This window comes from Nocardia transvalensis (assembly GCF_015477765.1).
Classification (GTDB): domain Bacteria; phylum Actinomycetota; class Actinomycetes; order Mycobacteriales; family Mycobacteriaceae; genus Nocardia; species Nocardia transvalensis_A.
The window spans coordinates 245604-263227 of the sequence record NZ_JADLQQ010000008.1 but is presented as its reverse complement, the minus strand read 5'-3'; the positions used below and the strand labels follow the sequence as shown (position 1 = coordinate 263227).

Here is a 17624-nt window from a genome sequence, read left to right as displayed (position 1 = left end):
GACAACGACCGTGCCTGTAATGACCTACCGTGAGGCGCTGCGCGAAACCCTGCGCGAGGAGATGCGCCGCGACGACGATGTCTTCCTGATCGGGGAGGAGATCGGCGTCTTCGAAGGCTCCTACAAGATCACCGCCGGGCTGCTGGCCGAATTCGGCGAGAAGCGGGTGCGCGACACCCCGATCGCCGAGGAGGGTTTCGTCGGCGCGGCCATCGGCGCCGCGATGCTCGGGCTGCGCCCGGTCGTGGAGATCATGACGATCAACTTTTCGCTGCTGGCGCTGGATCAGATCGTCAACCACGCCGCCAAGATCTACGGCATGTTCGGCGGCCAGACCAGCGTGCCGATGGTGATCCGCACGCCGGGGGGCGGCGGCCAGCAGCTGGGGGCGACCCATTCGCAGAACATCGAGCTGTACTACGCGTTCGTGCCGGGCCTGAAGGTGGTCGCGCCGAGCACCCCGGCCGATGCCCGCGCGCTGCTGAAGGCGGCGATCGAGGACGACGATCCGGTGCTGTTCCTGGAGAACCTGGCCCTCTACAACACCAAAGGCGAAGTGCCCGAGGATCTCCCGCCCGCCGAGATCGGTAAGGCGGCGATCCTCCGGGAGGGCACCGACATCACGCTCATCGGCTATTCGCGGATGGCGACAGTGGCCGCCCAGGTCGCGGAAAGGCTTGCCGAAGACGGCATTTCGGCGGAGGTGATCGACCTGCGCAGCCTGCGGCCGCTGGATCGCGACACCGTCGTCGCATCGGTACGCAAGACCGGATGCGCCGTAGTGGGAGAGGACGACTGGCTCACCTACGGCATCGGCGCGGAAGTGGCCGCCTCCATCTCCGACGGCGCCTTCGACTATCTGGACGCGCCGGTGCGACGGGTGGCGATGGCCGAGGTGCCGCTGCCCTACGCCAAGCCGCTGGAGCGGATCGCGCTGCCTTCCGCCGATTCCCTGTACACCGCCGCGGTGGAAACGCTTGCGGCCGTTGGCCGCCGGCCCTGAGAGGACCCTTCGCCATGCCCGAAATCACCATGCCTCGCCTCTCCGACACCATGGAGGAGGGTGTCGTCGTCTCCTGGCTCAAGCAGGTGGGCGATCCGGTCAGCCGCGGCGAGGTGCTCGCCGAGATCGAGACCGACAAGGCGCTCATGGAGCTCGAGGCCTACGACGACGGCGTCCTCGAACGGATTGTCGCTGCGGCGGGTGCGCGGGTGCCGATCGGTGAGACGATCGCCGTCGTCGGCGACGGAAGCGGGACATCGTCCGCCCCAAGCCCTTCCGGCGAGACCGAGAAAGCGAACAACGACGCCGAGGCAGCGCAGACCAGCGTCCCCGAGGTCACTTCTGCTGCCACCACGGCTGTCGATGAGGGCACGTCGCCCGCCCGGCGCCCGAAGTCATCTCCGCTGGCTCGCAAGATCGCCGACGAGTTGGGCGTGGACCTCGCGACGGTGACGGGTACCGGCCCGGGTGGCCGGATCACGCGCCAGGATGTCGAATCCGCCCATCGGGCAATCGAACCCACCGGTACGGGCGGACACAGTTCCGCCACGACCGATCCGACGTCCGCTGCCCAGCCGGTCGTCACCGCAGTGCCCGCGGTCGACGCCGACTACGACGAGATACCGCTGAGCACCATCCAGCGCGTGTCGGCCAAGCGACTCACCGAGAGTAAGCAGCAGGCCCCCCACATCTATCTGACCAGCGCGATCGATGTGACCGACCTGCTGGCCTTCCGGGTGCAGATCAACGAGACCCTGCAGGCGGCGGGCAAGGCCAAGGTCAGTGTCAACGATCTGCTCGTGAAGGCGGTGGCGGCCACGCTGCGCACCGATCCCGCCGTGAACGTCTCCTTCGCCGACGACAAATTGCTGCGGCACAACGGCATTCACCTCGGTGTCGCCGTCGCCACCCCCGCCGGCCTGCTGGTGCCGGTGATCCGCGACGCCGACCGCAAGAGCGTCTCCGAGATCGCCGCCGAGAGCCGCGACAAGGCCGAGCGCGCCCGCGACCGCAAGCTGCGCGCCGACGAGATGACCGGTGGCACCTTCACCATCTCCAACCTGGGCATGTTCGGCATCGAACAGTTCACCGCGGTCATCAATCCACCCGAGTCGGCCATTCTCGCCGTCGGCGCCGCCCAGGACGAGCTGCGCCTGGCCGACGACACGGCGGTGTCGCGAAAGATCCTGCGCGTCACCCTCTCCGCCGATCACCGGGCCATCGACGGCGCGGTCGCAGCCAAGTTCCTCCAGCAACTGAAGGCTCTGCTCGAGCACCCCTTGCGCATCGTGACCTGACCACGATTCTGACGACGGGGATGTGAGATGGGCCCTCCACGACGGTTGGGCGTTGTGATCGTGCCGTTGGGCGCGAACGAGAGTCGGACCGGTCAGGAGCGCTCGGCGATTTCGGCCAGGCGGTCGAGGGAGGCGCGGAGTTTGTCCGGAGTGGTGGAACGGGCGCGGGGAAGGCGTTTTTCGTCGGTGAGCTGGGACCAGTCGTAGGTGTGGGTGACGCGGGTGCGGCTCGGGTCGATCGGCTCGAGCTCCCAGCGCCACAGGTGGCCGGGCGGTGTGCTGCCCGGCTCGGCGGGGCGCCAGGCGATGCGGCGGCCCTCGTCGAACTCGACCACGTGGTTCTCGCGCACCTGGCCGTCCTTGGTAAGCGTCATCGTGAACACGTCGCCGACGCCTTTCACCCGCTGTCCCTGCGGCGCCTCGGCCAGATTGTCGTTGCCGTCCCAGCGCGGCTGCTGGGAAGGGTCGGCGATCAATTCGAAGATCTTCGCCGCCGCGGCGGCGATATCGCGGGTGGCCGAGACGATGTGAGCGTCGGTGGTGTTGTCGGTCATGATCCGATCGAAACATGGTCCGGCCGCGCGCACCAGCGGGTCGGCAGCCGCGGGAATACGCACCAGGGCCCGCTGGTTGCCCGTAGCGAACGCGTGCTCCGGGGTCGGTGTAAGTCCGAACCGGCGGTGACAGTCCGCGAGCCGGTCGCAGCCAGCGGCCGGTCGATCCGGTGGAATTCCGGGACCGACGGTGAAAGTCCGGATGGGAGGCAGTACGCGGCCACGGCCGCCCGTGGCTATGTCCTGGCTTTCCCGGAGCCTGATATCGAGGAGGTCCGGGATGGTCGGTGGTGGTGTCGAGTGGTTCGGCGAGCACATCCTGTGGACCGATCTGGTCGGCAACCTGCTGTCACTGGCCGTCGTCTGGCTGGCGATGCGCAAAACGGTGTGGACCTGGCCCGTGCAGCTCGTCGGCGCCCTGCTGTTGCTGGCCGCCTCGCTGGAGGCCCACGTTCCCGGTAATGCGCTCAAGCAGGTGCTGTTCTGCGTGCTCGCGGCCTACGGCTGGGTCTCCTGGACCCGCGGTCCCCGCGACGACCACGGCCTGCTGGTGCGGCCGGCGACCGCCCGCGAGCGCCTGTTCCTGCTCGCCGCGATCGTCCTGGGGACCGTCGCGGTGGCCGAGCTGTTCCTGCATCTGCCCTGGTTACATATCGCCTGGTCACCGTGGGTCAATGCCTATATCTTCGTCGGCAGCGCGGCCGCGACGTTCGCACAGAGCCGCGCCCTGGTCGACTTCTGGATCATCTGGATGCTGGTCGACCTGGCCGGGGTACCGCTGGCTCTGAAGTCCGGGCTGTACGTATCCGGCACGGTCTACGGCGTGTTCTTCCTGCTGGTGTTGCTCGGCTTCGTCCGCTGGCGCCGCGAATACCGCAACCGCCTCGCGGCCCCGGCCACGGTCGCGGCCTGACCGTCGGCAACGGACAACGACGCCCCGGTCGTGGACCGGGGCGCCGTCGAATTTCGCAGTCCTACAGCAGTTGCCGCAGTTTCAGGTCGCTGACGTACTTCTCGATGAGCGACTTGGTCAGGTGCGGGATGTCCCGGTCGGGGCCGATCTGGGCAGCCTGCACGGCCGCCTGGAACTTCTTCGCGGGCAGCACCGCACCCCGAATCGGTTCCGCCGGTTGCCGATAGGCGTGCAGCAGCGGCAGGACCGAATGCTGACGCTGCCGTTCCGGCAGAGCCCGCAGCGCCGTCTCGAAGCGCCCCAGCCACTCGGCATAGTCGTCGATCCGCTCGAGCGGATGACCCGCCTCGACGAGCCAATCGACGAATTCGTCCAGGCCGATGCCGTCGTCGTGCGGATTCAGCACGTCGTAAGTCTCGAATCCCGACGTGACCTGGGCACCGAGGGTGGTGATGGCCTCGGCGGTGAAATCGGCGGGCAGGCCGTCGTAGTGGCCGCGCTGCCGCTGCCCCGCCTCGTCGAGCCGATAGAACGACTTCGGCACGATCCCGGTGGCGAGCACGCTGAACAGCCAGCGGGTGAACATATCCGGCAGGTTGAACTGACCCGCATACCGCGAGTGCGCCAGAATCATGTCCGACCGGAACACCGCCGTCGGCAGGCCGCACAGGTCGTGCGCCTCCCGCAGCAGCACCTCACCGGCCCACTTGCTGTTGCCGTACCCATTGGCGTAGCTGTCCTTCAGCGAACGCACCGCACTGATCTCGCGGATGTCGCCGTCCTCGCTGAACACCGCCGGGTCGATCTGATCGGCCACGCCGACCGTCGACAGATAGGTGACCGGCTTGAGCTGCGTGGTGAGGGCCAGCCGGATGATCTCGGCGGTGCCGACCACGTTGGGGCCGAACATCTGTCCGTAGGGCAGCACGTGATTGACCAGGGCGGCCGGATGCACGATCAGATCCACCGTATCGGCCAGCCGACGCCAATCCTGTTCGTCCAGGCCCAGATCCGGATCACCGATATCGCCGGCCAGCACCTCGAGGGTGCCCTCGGCCAGCTGCCTGTAGTGGGTCAGCAGGTCGGGATCGCCGCTGTCGAACGCGTCGTCGAGGCGCGCGCGGGCCGCGGCGGCGTCGCTGCCGCGCACGATGCAGACGAGCGTGCCGCCCGAATCATGCAGCCGCTGCAGCCATTCCAGGCACAGGAACCTCCCCAGGTACCCGTTGGCACCGGTCAGCAGCACCGTGCGCGGGGTCTCGGGGGCGTGCGGCAGCGTCGTGGCGGCGGCCAGCGTCTTGGCGTCGATGAACTTGCCGAGCGTCAGATCCGCGGCGCGAATCTCGCTGCCGGTCCCGTGCACCGAGGTGGCGGTGGGACGCCGGCTTCCCGAACTGCGTTCGCTCTCGATGTAATTCGCCAGCCCGCGCAGATCGTTGGCGGCACTGACGATGACACCGACCGGCACCTCGACGCCGTAGAGGTCCTGCAGCAGTCCCGAATACGTCAGCGCCGACAGCGAATCGCCACCCAGATCGGTGAAATGCGCGTCGGGAGACAGGTCGGAGTCCGCACAGCCGAGCAGGGCGCGCGCCGACCGCTGCACGACCTCGAGCACCGGCAGCGAGCCGACCTCGCGGCGCAGCGCGGACATCTCGTTCGCCTGCTCCTGCGCCAGCTCGGCGTACAACTGCTCTAGCCGTTCGGCGTAGCGGGCCTTGAGCTTGGGCCGCAACAGTTTTCCGATGCCCGACAGCAGTCCGTTGTCGATGCTGAACGGCTCGGTCTCGAGCAGGAAGTCGCGCGGAATCTCGTAGGAGTTCAGCTCGGCTTCCTTGGCGACGCGCTGCAGCGACTCACTGATCGCGGCCTTGAGTCCGGGCACGTCCGGGTACGCGGCCACCGCGTCCGGGGTCGGCACGATCACCGCCAGCAGATACGACCGTTCGCTGCTGCCATAGACGAAGATCTGCCGGACCAGCGGACTGGTCGAGTACACCGCCTCCAGCTTGGCCACCGCGACGAATTCGCCCTGCGACAGCTTCAGCACATTGTTGCGGCGATCCACATACACCAGATGGTCGGGACCGATCTCGGCCATGACGTCGCCGGTGCGGTAGTAGCCGTCCGCGTCGAAGATCTCCGCATTCAGCTCGGGACGCTTGAAATAGCCCGGGATCAGCGTCTCGGCCTTGACCAGCAATTCACCGCGGGGATACGGCTTGTCGGTGCCGAAGTAGCCCAGATCCGGCACGTCGATCAGCTTGTAGTCGAGCACCGGCGGGCGCTGGACCAGCCCGTCCTGCAGGATGCCGCCGCCGGTCTCGGTCGCGCCGTAGCCGTCGACCAGCTCACCCTGGAGCACCGATTCCATGAACGTGCGCATCTCCGCCGACAGCGGCGCGCTGCCCACCAGCGCGTAGAGGAAGCGGCCGCCCAGCCAGTGCTCCCGCAGTTCCGCGGCCACCTCGGACTCGACCAGTTCGGGGTCGCCGCCGGCGGCCACCCGCCGGTCCACCTGGTGGCGGTAGCGCTGGAACACCATGTCGCAGACGCGGGGCACGAGGAACAGCAGTGTCGGGCGCACCGACTCGATGTCGTCGAACAAGGTCGACATGTCGCTGCTCGCGGCGAAGTACATGGTGCCGCCGCGGGCCAGGCAGCTGACCAGCATCCCGCGCCCGGCGATGTGGCTCATCGGCAGATAGCTCAGGGCTATCGAGGGGACAGGGATCTCGCCGAAGGCGTGCCACATCCGCCGCACCAGCCACTCCGGGTACATGGCGCCCTTGGGGGTGCCGGTGCTGCCGGAGGTGTAGATGAGCAGGGCCAAGCCCTGGTCGTCGCCCGTGGTGTGCAGCGGTGCCTCGGGCAGGGTCTCCCCGCGAGCGATCACCTCGTCGAGGGTCTCGACCCGAATGGGGGTGTCGGCCAGGCGGCGGCGGGCGGACTCGACCGCGGCCCGGTGGTCGTCGTCCTGCTCGTAGTAGTCGAAGACGATCAGCGACCGCACGGAGTCGGCGCTCAGCACCAGCTCGACGGCCCGATCCAGCTGTTCGACGTCGGAGGCGAACACCCGTGGCTCGGTCTCGGTGACGATCGGGGTCAACTGGGCCAGCGCGGCACTGGCCTGCAGCGGGACCGCGACGGTGCCCAGGTAGGTGCAGGCCAGGTCGACCACGGTGTAGTCGACACTGGTGAAGCCCAGGATCGCGACGAAATCCCCCGCGCGGGTGGGCTGATCGGGATCGTGGTGCCACGCCGCGGCGACCGCGCCCACACGCCGCCACAGCTCGCCGTAGGTGACGGTGTCGAATCGGGGCAGCAGCCGCGATCGGCGACGGCCGGACTCGTCTGTCACGAACTCGACCGCACGCTGACCGACCGCCGGGCGGTCCGCATAGCCCTCCATGACCGTGGCTATGGCCTGGGCCACCCGCAGGTCCTCCTGCGCCATGGCGGCAGTGACCGCAGCGATCGGCTCGGCATTGCGGACCTGTTCGTCGTGAGCTACCAGATCGCCGATCTTGCGCTCCAGTTCCGCTTGCCGTTCCTCATCCATCCCCGACCTCCTAGCTTCACACCTGGTTCTCGGTGGTTCGATACGCGCACGTGGACGTGCATCCGCCGGATTAATTTACTTACGCTAAGTATCTCCACTGTTCACCCTGCTCGGCCCCACTGTCAAGGGCCTGCACCGCCCCTCGGGACATCCGCCGAGATCATCCGCGTGTGTCTGATTTATCACTGCGGGGATTGTGGGGCTTTTGTCCGATTTATTGCCCCCAGAAAAGGCGACGCGCCCGTTTTCGAAATGGGTGAACAATGGCTCTCCGGACGCTGCGGAGCAGTTCTAGGTGGAAGTACCGGGCCTCTCGCGGCCATTCCCGCGAGGAGCTCACCGAGGCGATGCGAACGATCGACGAGCGCATCCTCACCCGCCCGGGATCGGCCGCACCCGCGCCAGGCAGGTGACCCGGGCGGCGTTCGCACCCTGCTCACCTGGAGCTTCGAACTATTCAGCGCGGCGCGCCGTAATGTCATATGCGCGCACCTGCGTGTTCAACACGCGCCCGTACCGTGCGGGTGACGGGATGGAGGTTCCCATGCTGAATGCGCGGCTGCGGACCGTGTGGCTGGCGAACGTGGCGACGGGAGCGGCGGCGGTCGCCGTGGGAACGCCCCTGCGGGTGCGGCCGGAAGTTGTGGTTCACGATGTGAACCCGGTGCGGGCACAGCGCGATTCGATCGTGGCCTCGGACCTGGAAGTGGTCACCGTGACCGACACCTCGGTGATCCTCACCTGGACCACCCGCGCCCGCGACCGGGCCGGGCGACTGCGCCCCGTACCCGCCGACACCGAGGTGCGAATCGCCCCGGCCGACGCACGCACCGCGGCCCGGCCGCACTACCTCGATACCCGGCCCACGCCCTACCACTACGCCGAGATCGACGGCCTGGAGCCGGGCCGCACCTACCGCTTCGCCGCGTACTCCGACGGCCGCCGCGCCGTACCCGCCCGTACCCGGGTGACCCGCCGCGCCGGAACCCCCGAAACCACGGGCGTTTTCACCACCCTCACCCCGCCGCCGGGCCGGTTGCTGCGGACCGTCGCCCTCGCCAACGACCTCCACTACGGCGAGCACACCAGCGGTCTGCTGCTGACCGGGCTCCCCACCGGACTGCGCCACGACACCCAGGACCATCCGGAGGTCATGCTCGACGCATTGGTGACCGATCTGCGCCGTCCCGATCGCGGCGCCGATCACCTGGTCGTCGCGGGCGATCTCACCGACAGCGGCACCCTCGACCAGGCCCGGGGGGTGCGCTCGCGGCTGGACGCCTGGGGAACGCTCGGACGCGACTATTTCGTCTGCCGCGGTAACCACGACGCCCCGCGGCTCCACGATCATTGGGGCGCGGTGTTCCACCCTCGCCAGCAACTCACCGAGGACGAGGTGGGTGGGCTGCGCATCATCGGGCTCGACACCACCCGCCTGCGCGGATCCGGCGGCACGATCGTGGACCCGCAGCTGGCGCATCTGCGCGAGCGCTTGGCGGCCGATCCGGACCGTCCGACCCTGGTCTTCGGACATCATCCGGTGACATCGTCGGCGGCGGTCAGCAATCCGGGCGGGCCCGGCTTCGTGCTGGACCGCTCCACCGCCGCGCGCCTGCACGGCCTCTACCGCGCCGCGCCGGGCGTATTCCTGCACCACAGCGGACATACTCACCGCAACCGCCTGGGCCGTCCCGATGCCGGGATCGCTGTGGAGTTTCTGGAGGTGGCCGCGGTGAAGGAGTATCCGGGCGGCTATATGCTGCTGCGCATTTACGAGGGTGGCTATCTGGTCAACTTCTACAAGACCCGCACCGATTCCGCCCGCCGCTGGAGCACCCGCACCCGCCGCCAGTACTTCGGCCTGCACCCCGATCATTCGCTGGGCACCTGCGCCGACCGCAATCACGTGATGCTGCGCGACTTCTCCGGGCTCACCGCCGCCTGATTGCCCGCGGTCCGCCGCTCCGGATGGGAGCTGTCGGGGATTGCAGCCCCCATCCGGCCAGTACAGCGATGGCGGTCACGTGGGCAGCGCGGCCGCCCTGCAAGTCCCGAGCGAATCGGGACCTGCTCAGCGTATGCCAGCAGGTAACTGGAGCAAGTGGTTTCGGAGAAATTCACGAATTCGTGACCCGCGGCTCAGCTGCCGAGTGTCTGGCACAGATCCTCGTAGGGGCCCGCCAGGGCGAGGAGTTCGCGAGAGGTCTGGCCGTCGTGAGAGGTGATCCGGACCGACATGAATCCGCGCGAGATGTACCAGTGGTTTCGGGCCTGCGCGGGCTGGTCGGTCGCGTAAATACCCGCGGCCCAATCCCGCCCGCTCAGTACGTAATCGGCGGGGTCCAGGGTCGGGTACAGCAGTGTGCCGTCGCCGGAGACGTCGCGTTCCACCGTCTTTCCCGTATCGACATTGGTGGCGCGCAGCACCAGCGCGCCGGTTTCGGTACCGTGCACCGGGCGCCCTTGCGGGTCGTGCCACACCCGCCGGGTCAGATCGCTGACCGGAAACTCCACGTGCACACCGAAAGCGCAGACATCGCCCGGTCGATAGTCGAACGGTTTCGATTCCGGATGGGTGACGACCCATTCGCCGGTCGGCTCGGCACCGGCCGGGACGACCCCGGCGGTGCAGACGGCGGCGGCAATTGCCGCCGCGGACAGGATGACTCGCCCACGCATCGCGCACCCCTTCCTGCGGTGCGATTCATTCTGCCCGAAATAGACACTGCGCGAGTCTGTTTCGGTGTCGAGTGACCGCGATCAGGACGGGGATGCGTCGGTGAACGAGGGCGGAGCGTCGGCGGGGTCGGTTCCCCAGACGGTATCGGGAGTGCCCGACAGCGCGAAATCCACTGTGCCGCCGGTTGTTACGAAGGATTCTGGCAGCCACGTCTTGGTCCAGGGCTCGCCGTTCACCCGCAATGCCGTGACATAGGGGGTATTCGGTGCGGCCTCCGGCGCGTTGACGGTGATGGTCTGCCCGCCCGGCCGGGTGATCGTGGCGCTGGTGAAGATCGGGCTGTTCAGGACCAGTTCGGCGCGCCCGGGGTACATCGGGTACATGCCGAGCGCGGCCCACACGTACCAGGACGACATCTGGCCGAGGTCGTCGTTGCCGGTCAGATGCTCCGGGGCCGCCTTGAACAGCTCGCGCCGGACCCGGTCGACGAGGGCCTGGGTCTTGTGGGGAGCGCCGGTGTACAGGTAGATCCACGGGGTCTGCAGCGTCGGCTCGTTGCTCAGAAATGCGTGCGGCGAACGGGTTCCGGCGTTGAGTTTGGTGAAAAACCTGTCCAGGCGGTCGTTCACGGCGTCGGGACCACCGAGTGCGGCGATCAGCTCCCGATAGTTGTACGGCACCATCCACGTGTATTGGGCCCCGTTGCCTTCGACGTAACCGTCCGGATCGCCCGGGTCGAAGCATGCGGCGAAGGAACCGTCGGCGCGGCGGGGTTGCAGATATCGGGTGGCCGGATTGAACAGGTTGCGCCAGTACTGCGCGCGTTTCAGGAAGGCGTCGCAGGTGGAGGGCACCTCGAGCCGCGCGGCGAACTGGGCGATGGCGAAGTCGGCGCTGGTGTACTCCAGGGTGTCGGCGGCGCGGTCGGGCACATAACCCAGGCGCAGGTAGTCGGCCAGGCCCGGTCGCTCCTCGTAGTTCTGCCGGTTGCGGCCGGGCATGGTGGCACCCTCGACCATCAGCGACAGCGCCTCGTCGGCATCGAAATCCGTTGCGCCGAAGGCGTATACGGATGCCACGATGATGTGGTACGGGTCGCCGTTCATCACGCCGGTGTAATCGTTGGCCACCGTCCACCGGTCCCAGGCTCCCCCTTCGCGCGCGAAAATCACCATGCTGCGGGCGATATCGGAGGTCTCCTTCGGCGCCAGCAACGCCAGCAACTGCACCTCCGAGCGGTAGACGTCCCAGCCGGAGAAGTTCGTGTAGATCGGGTGCGCCGGGTCGGTGACGTGGATCTGCTTGTCGAATCCGGCGTAACGGCCGTCGACGTCGGAGAACACATTCGGTTGCAGCAGTGCGTGATACAGCGCGGTGTAGAAGTTGCGCCGCTGGTCGTTCGTGCCGCCGGTGACCTGGATCTGGTTCAGCCGCGCATTCCACGCCGCCCGCGCCTCCGCGGCCACCTGCTCGAAGCTCTTGGACTCGTTCTCCGCCGCCAGATTCGCCTTGGCACCGTCCACGGATACGAACGACAACCCCACTCGGACGGTGACCGTGCTCGACTCGCTGGTATCGAAGGTGACATACCCGCCGCTACGGGGGCCGGAGGAGGTGGTTCCACCCGGCGTCAGCGTATCGCCGTGCCAGATGCCGGTGGCCTGGAAGGGCCGATCGAACCGGGCATGGAAGTAGACGGTGTAGGTGCTGTCCGTACTGCAGAACTTGCCGCTGGTAGCGGACCCTTCGACGAAATCCTGCCCGATCGTCACGTGTGCGGCCTCGACCCCCATGATCGAGCCGGAGGTGTTGATCAGCAATGTCGCCGGGCGTCCGGCCGGATAGGTGAACCGCCCCGTCCCGGTGCGCTGAGTGACGGTCAACTCGACCCGCACCCCGGTGTCCAGGAGCACGCCGTACCGGCCGGGAGAGGCCTCCTCGTTCGTGTGCGAGAAGGTCGCCACATATTTCGCGGGAGCCCGCGCGGGCGACACGGTGACCTCACCGGCCACCGGCATGAACGGAAGGTCCTGATAGGTATCGCATCCCGCCCCCGACAGATGCGTGAGACTGAACCCCTTGATCCGGTTGTCGTCGTAGAAATACCCCCCGTGCTGCAGCGTCACCGTATCCGGACTCCACTGCACCATGCCGAACGGCACATCCGCCCCCGGAAAGGTATTCCCCGCCCCACCCCCGGTCCCCATATCCACGTCCCCCGGCCGCGTCCCGAAAAATGGATTCACCCACTGCACAAGATCCTCGGCCACCCCTTCATTATCCGCCCCACCGGGCGCGCCCGGTCCGGTTCGCACCATTCGAAACAATCTCCTGGCACGATCGTTGCGCTGCCGTTGCAGGATTCGACCTCCTGCCGCAGGCCCTCCTCGGCGCGGGGCGTGGCCGAGTGCCGAGGCCCTGCCCGCGCGCCGGATGATCGTGCACGGCTGGGCGGAGGCATGTAATCGCGCGCGCCGCAAGGACGTCGGCGATAAATCCCGATGCGGTCCGCCCGGGTCTGTGAAAGGTTTGCCGCATGCCTCTGTACAGGGTCGACGCCACTCCGGCCGTTCGCATCGTGCATCTGAACGGTCCGACGTTCCAGGCGCTCGCCCAGGGTGATCTGGCAACGGCGAACGCCGTCAGCCCGATCCAACTGCCCGAGACCTTCGCCGCCGCGGAGTGGCGCACGCTGTGGCAACGGCGCAGCCGGCAGGTCGAGGAGGATCCGGCCAGCGCGGAATGGGTCACCGGCGCCATTTGCGATGAGCGACAACATCTTGTGGTCGGCAGAGCCGGTTACCACGGACCGCCCGACTCCGCGGGAATGGTGGAGATCGGCTATGCCGTCGACGCGGCGTACAGACGACGCGGCTACGCCCGTGCAGCCTTGGAGTCCCTGCTGGAGCGCGCCGTCCACGAGCCGCGCGTGCGCACGGTCCGAGTCAGCATCAGTCCCGCCAACCTGCCCTCCTATCGGCTGGCATCGCAGTACGGCTTCGTCGAGGTCGGCGAGCAATGGGACGAGGAGGATGGCCGGGAGATCATTTACGAGGTAGCAGCCGAACCGTAGGCGACGGAGGACTCGCGCTGATCGATTTGTCCTTCAAGATCTGCCGGTCCACCGAGGTGATCCATCAATTCTGCAATACCCCTAAGTCAGGTAAACGGCAGGTGAACGGTTCGCAAACAATTGATGGCTGGAAAATTTGATCACATTTCCCTGACCGTACGATAAACAGTGCTACTACATCTGCAAGTGGCGCGAGTGAAAAGGGAAGTCCATGAGCAGTTTTCGCACGCTTATTGCATCTATTTCCGCGGTGGTTATCGGTGGTTTTTCCACGCTTGCTTTCAATCCGATAATGGCGCACGCCCAGGACGATGGCCCCTACTACTGGGACGTTCCGGTGCCGTCGCAGGCCCAGGTGGACATCATCGCCGCCGCGGGGATCGAGATGGTTCCCGCAGGTCCGGGCGTGGTGACGATTGCGGTCGACGAGGCGGTTGCCCAGGAGCTGAGGGATAAGGGGCTGGAGCCCAGGAAGAAAGCGCCGGTATACAAGGCGTTACCAGAGGAGCGGCGGGCCCCCGGCGATACGTACTACGGCGGTTATCACACCGCAGCGGCCATGCTCGGCCATGCCCGCGATGTCGCCACCAAGTATCCCGGCATCGCCCGGGTGCACGATATCGGCAAAACCTGGCTGGCCGAAAAGGGCTCCGGCGGCCACACCATGAACGTCATCTGCTTGACCGGAATGGATCCATCGAAGAAGGCGACCGACGAGGAAAAAGCGGCGGCGAAATTGGTGGCCCAGCCGGCCGGCTGCGCGATGTCGCCCTCGTCGACCAAGCCTCGCTTTCTGCTGACCGCGCAGATCCACGCCCGCGAGCTGGCGACCGGTGAACTGGCGTGGAAATGGATCGACTACCTCGCCCAGGGCTATGGCACCGACAGCACGGCAACCTCGATCCTCGACACCACCGAGGTCTGGGTCGTGCCGGTCACCAACCCGGACGGTGTCGACGTGACGGCCAGCGGCGGGAACAGGCCCAAAATGCAACGCAAGAACGTCAATAACAGCATGACACCGTCGTCCTGCGCCGTCGTCGACGCATCGGGCCGAGGCCCCGGGGTGGATCTGAACCGCAACTTCCCCGTCCGCTGGGGCGGAGACTCGAGAAACCCCTGTGCTCAGACCTACCAGGGCCCACGGGCAGGCTCCGAACCGGAAACCCAGGCAGTACAAAAGCTGTACGCGAACCTGTTCACCAATCAACGCCCCAGCGGAGGCGGTGACGTCCCGGACACCGCGACCGGGATAGTGATCGACCTGCACGCTTTCGGCAATTACGGGATCATTCCGAGCAACGCCACCCCGAGGAACGCGACCCAGCTGAGAGCCTTGGCCACGAAGATCGTCCCCGGCTTCAAAGTCGGCACCTCCGAACAAACCGTCGGATACTCGACTTGGGGAACAACCAACGACCAGTCCCACGGAGCCCTCGGCCTAGCATCCCTCACCATCGAAATCGGCCCGAACAACACATCGGAGTGCGGCGGCTTCATGCCCCGCTACTCCTGCGTGAACAACACCTTCTGGCCCCAGATCAAGAGAGCCTTCACCACCGCAGCCCAATCCGCCGGCGCCCCGTACAAACAAGGATCTCCATCCGACGTCGCCGCACCACGCTGAACCACGTAGCCAACTCGTGAATGAGCGCGACACCGGCCCGGTCCACATCGACCGGGCCGGTGCCAAGCCGCACACCAAAAGTGTTGCCACTCACGCTCTTCCATGACCTCAGCCCCATCGGGGGTTAAGCCGAGGCTGGGGGCGATGTGCGTGGGGTTGAATCTCTGGCGCCACTGCCCTCAGCCATATCGAAGTTGTGCTCACCATAGATTTGGTTCGCGGGCCCAGGATTCGAGGCTCTGTACTTCGGTGGTAGCCAAGCACCCACTGCCGCCGGCACGGGGCCGCTCGTGACACCGAGATCGGCCCTCGCACAGTCATAGAACTCATTCCGCCGATGACCCATGGCCTCGAAGAGCCGCAGATACTCCTGGTGATCAACGCCCTCCCCCAGGACGCCGAGACTGAAGTGCCAGGCGGCCTTGTGCCACCGGCGAGCAGCTTCGATAGCTTCCGGAGACCCCAGCAGGAGTACCGCCTCCCACTTGACGGTCCGATCGGCGTCGGCGTCGGCCAAAGCTTCGAGGCCCCCGCCACGGTCGACCGGTTGCATACCTGCCGGATAGCCCTTGGCCGCCGCGATCCGCAATAACACGTCTACAAACTTCTTCAATGCGTTCGCGTACTCGCTGTAAGCCGCCAGACGCTTATCATCCCAGCGTGTATCGAGGCTCCGTCGCCATTTCGTGCGCTCGATCGACGTAGTCACCGTGAACGTCGCACCCGCACCGAGAACGACTCCCGCAAGCGTGAAGAGCTGTTGAACCACTGGGCTCATAGTTGGGATTCTGCCTGCAGCACAACAAGATCAGGCACCATACGGGCCGACATGGCTCGGCAGGGTGTGTATTACCGCGCCCAACACCCGCTCGATCGGAAAATAGCCGACATGCCGGGAACCAAAGCTGGCGTTCAGGTTGTCACCCAGCAGAAAGAGGCTGCGCGGTGGTACCCGCTCCCCCTTCCGTCCTGAGACGGGCGGGCGCAGGATCACCGGGGAGTGCGGCGATTCGCTCAATGAACCACCTCCGGCCGCATACCGAGCTGGTTTGCCGCACCGGTAGTCCGGTCCACCCTCCTTCGACGCTCGGTCTCTCCACCACGCTCACCTGGCCTATGACCAGGGATCGGTGGCGGTGTACGAGCACCCGGTCACCATCGCGAAAGGCCGGCTTCATACTCGTCCCCCGCACGGTCACAGCGACCAGCCTCCGCCGCATCAGCGCAGAGAGGAGCACAGTGCCGTCACGGTGGCGAATCCATGCGCCCTCGCCGCCATCAGAGGTCGCGATGCCACCGCCCGGACCGGCAACTGGCCCGCACATCTCACGGTCGCCCAACGCACGAGACGGCAACCAGGTACGATGCCCTGGCTACCGCTTGTTTCGAGGTGTTGGAAGAAGTTGGCTCCCCCATCTGGACTCGAACCAGAAACCTGCCGATTAACAGTCGGCTGCTCTGCCAATTGAGCTATAGGGGATTGCTTCGGTGCCGTTTCCGGCGGCCGAGGAGAAACTTTAGCGTATCTGGGGGCGGGGGCCCAAATCGGGGGTCTACCTGGGGGGATGGTGGGGAGGAGGGTGGTGGGGTGGGGGTGGGGATACGATCATGTGGTGGGGTTCACGCATCGGGTTCGGGTTCGGTATGGGGATTGCGATATGCAGGGGGTGGTGTTCAATGCGAACTACTTCGCGTTTGTGGATGACACGGTGGATGTGTGGCTGCAGGACGCGCTCGGGGAGGACTATCTGAGTGGGTTCGACTACTCGGTGAAGAAGGCGGGGATGGAGTGGGTGGGGCCGGCGCGGCGGGGGGATGTGATCGAGTTGACGCCCGAGGTGACGCGGTGGGGGCGGACCTCGTTCGATGTGGGGGTGCGGCTGGAGGTCGGGGATCGGGCGATCGGGCGGGCCGAATTGACGTTGATCAGCATCGACCATGACACCTATCGGCCGACGCCGGTGCCCGAGGACGTGCGTAGAGCTTTGAGCTGACCCGGGGTCACGCGGGGCGCAGGCGCGTGATGGTGCCCGGGTAGCCGACCACGTAGAGGGAGTCGGGATCCCATCCGGGGCCCGAACCGAAGGCGACGTCCGTGCTGAGCGGCAGGTTGTCGGCGATCGTGCACCACTGCCGGGTGCCCGGGTCGACACGAATCACCTTGCCCCTGAGGCTGTATGCCACATAGAGGTGGCCGTCGGGACCGACGGTGATGCCGTCGGCGGCGTTGAGCGGGCCGAGCCCGGGTAGCTCGATCACCTCCGGTGCGTCGGGGTGGGCGAGATCGATCGCGCTGATCGTCGTGACCGGATTGAATGTGCTCGTCACGTAGAGCCGCCGTCGAGCCGGGTCGTAGGCGATGCCGTTGGTGGAGGTCACGGTCGGGGCGAGGGTTCCGGCTGCGGAACCGTTGTGCACCAGCGTTATCCGGGTATCGGCACCCAAATCGCTGGTGACCGCGAAATCCCCACCGGGCAGTGCAGCAACACCGTCGGGCATCGACAGGCCCTGCGCGACGGGCGACACCGCGCCGGTCGACAGATCGACGGCCTGCAGGGAACCCGGCCGTCCGGAAGCCTTGGCCTGCAGGCTGAGCCCCGTCGTGAAGTACGCGAGATCTCCCGAGACGGCCAGTCCCCCAGGCCCGTCCACATCGGCGACGACGGTGCTGCGGCCTCCGTCGGGCAGCAGACGACGGATGCCGCCTCCGGATCCGGTGGCCGCCTGTTCGGACAGCAGCATGCCGCCGCGTCCGTCGAAGGCCACGCTTTCGAGCATGCCGTAGCCCGCGGCGACCGGCGACGCGGACCACGCCCCGCACTCCGGCGCGGCCGCGGCCGAATCGGCGAACGGGACGAGTGCGCACACCGACGCCACGACGACTGCAACGGCTCGGGCTTTCATTCCGGACCCC

General features: G+C 66.8%; 15 protein-coding genes, 1 tRNA gene and 1 riboswitch. Of the genes, 7 read left to right on the top strand and 9 right to left on the bottom strand.

The features are described from left to right. Positions 1-19 precede the first annotated feature (19 nt). Together IU452_RS24790 and IU452_RS24785 are read left to right on the top strand one after the other, a co-directional pair. Positions 20-1003: an alpha-ketoacid dehydrogenase subunit beta gene (locus tag IU452_RS24790; RefSeq protein ID WP_228818668.1), complete on the top strand. Its 984-nt coding sequence runs from the start codon at positions 20-22 to the stop codon at positions 1001-1003. 14 nt (positions 1004-1017) lie between these two features. Further along, positions 1018-2301 carry a dihydrolipoamide acetyltransferase family protein gene (locus tag IU452_RS24785; protein WP_195111539.1) on the top strand — a complete coding sequence of 428 codons (1284 nt, stop codon included), beginning with the start codon at positions 1018-1020 and terminating at the stop codon, positions 2299-2301. 92 nt (positions 2302-2393) lie between these two features. On the opposite strand, the gene IU452_RS24780 is transcribed toward IU452_RS24785, so the two are convergent. Further along, positions 2394-2855 (bottom strand): SRPBCC family protein, encoded by a 462-nt coding sequence (locus IU452_RS24780; protein WP_195111538.1) that lies wholly within the window; start codon positions 2853-2855, stop codon positions 2394-2396. 89 nt (positions 2856-2944) lie between these two features. After that, positions 2945-3075: riboswitch (FMN riboswitch) on the top strand. 60 nt (positions 3076-3135) lie between these two features. On the opposite strand from IU452_RS24780, the gene pnuC reads away from it, so the two are divergent. Further along, positions 3136-3768, top strand: a complete 633-nt coding sequence (gene pnuC / locus IU452_RS24775; RefSeq protein ID WP_195111537.1) for a nicotinamide riboside transporter PnuC — start codon at positions 3136-3138, stop codon at positions 3766-3768. Between the two features lie 61 nt (positions 3769-3829). On the opposite strand, the gene car is transcribed toward pnuC, so the two are convergent. Then, positions 3830-7330 (bottom strand): carboxylic acid reductase, encoded by a 3501-nt coding sequence (car, locus tag IU452_RS24770; protein WP_195111536.1) that lies wholly within the window; start codon positions 7328-7330, stop codon positions 3830-3832. A gap of 544 nt (positions 7331-7874) precedes the next feature. Between car and IU452_RS24765 the strand changes: the two genes are divergently transcribed. Beyond that, the gene (locus IU452_RS24765; RefSeq protein WP_195111535.1) at positions 7875-9275 is read left to right on the top strand and encodes a metallophosphoesterase; all 1401 of its coding nucleotides are present in this window, start codon (positions 7875-7877) and stop codon (positions 9273-9275) included. A gap of 194 nt (positions 9276-9469) precedes the next feature. On the opposite strand, the gene IU452_RS24760 is transcribed toward IU452_RS24765, so the two are convergent. Both IU452_RS24760 and IU452_RS24755 read right to left on the bottom strand, forming a co-directional pair. Next, positions 9470-10009 carry a hypothetical protein gene (locus tag IU452_RS24760; RefSeq protein WP_195111534.1) on the bottom strand — a complete coding sequence of 180 codons (540 nt, stop codon included), beginning with the start codon at positions 10007-10009 and terminating at the stop codon, positions 9470-9472. 81 nt (positions 10010-10090) lie between these two features. After that, complete coding sequence (locus IU452_RS24755) at positions 10091-12280, bottom strand: GH92 family glycosyl hydrolase (protein ID WP_324192802.1); 2190 nt, start codon at positions 12278-12280, stop codon at positions 10091-10093. 266 nt (positions 12281-12546) lie between these two features. On the opposite strand from IU452_RS24755, the gene IU452_RS24750 reads away from it, so the two are divergent. Continuing rightward, positions 12547-13083: a GNAT family N-acetyltransferase gene (locus IU452_RS24750; protein WP_195111532.1), complete on the top strand. Its 537-nt coding sequence runs from the start codon at positions 12547-12549 to the stop codon at positions 13081-13083. A gap of 211 nt (positions 13084-13294) precedes the next feature. Continuing rightward, the gene (locus IU452_RS24745; protein WP_228818667.1) at positions 13295-14710 is read left to right on the top strand and encodes a M14 family zinc carboxypeptidase; all 1416 of its coding nucleotides are present in this window, start codon (positions 13295-13297) and stop codon (positions 14708-14710) included. A 124-nt stretch (positions 14711-14834) separates the two neighbouring features. On the opposite strand, the gene IU452_RS24740 is transcribed toward IU452_RS24745, so the two are convergent. From IU452_RS24740 to IU452_RS24725, 4 genes are all read right to left on the bottom strand, one after another. Next, entirely contained in the window at positions 14835-15488 is a 654-nt protein-coding gene (locus IU452_RS24740) for a hypothetical protein (RefSeq protein WP_195111531.1), read from the bottom strand. A gap of 30 nt (positions 15489-15518) precedes the next feature. Further along, positions 15519-15728, bottom strand: coding sequence for a S26 family signal peptidase (locus tag IU452_RS24735; protein ID WP_195111744.1), 210 nt, complete (start codon positions 15726-15728; stop codon positions 15519-15521). Then, positions 15631-15930, bottom strand: a complete 300-nt coding sequence (locus tag IU452_RS39610; RefSeq protein WP_416382368.1) for a S24 family peptidase — start codon at positions 15928-15930, stop codon at positions 15631-15633. Before IU452_RS39610 ends, IU452_RS24735 begins: the two co-directional genes overlap by 98 nt. A 184-nt stretch (positions 15931-16114) precedes the next feature. Beyond that, positions 16115-16190, bottom strand: a tRNA-Asn gene (locus IU452_RS24725). Positions 16191-16275: 85 nt separating this feature from the next. Between IU452_RS24725 and IU452_RS24720 the strand changes: the two genes are divergently transcribed. Continuing rightward, entirely contained in the window at positions 16276-16704 is a 429-nt protein-coding gene (locus IU452_RS24720) for an acyl-CoA thioesterase (RefSeq protein ID WP_267467638.1), read from the top strand. A 7-nt stretch (positions 16705-16711) separates the two neighbouring features. On the opposite strand, the gene IU452_RS24715 is transcribed toward IU452_RS24720, so the two are convergent. Further along, positions 16712-17614, bottom strand: coding sequence for an SMP-30/gluconolactonase/LRE family protein (locus IU452_RS24715; RefSeq protein WP_195111528.1), 903 nt, complete (start codon positions 17612-17614; stop codon positions 16712-16714). Positions 17615-17624 lie beyond the last annotated feature (10 nt).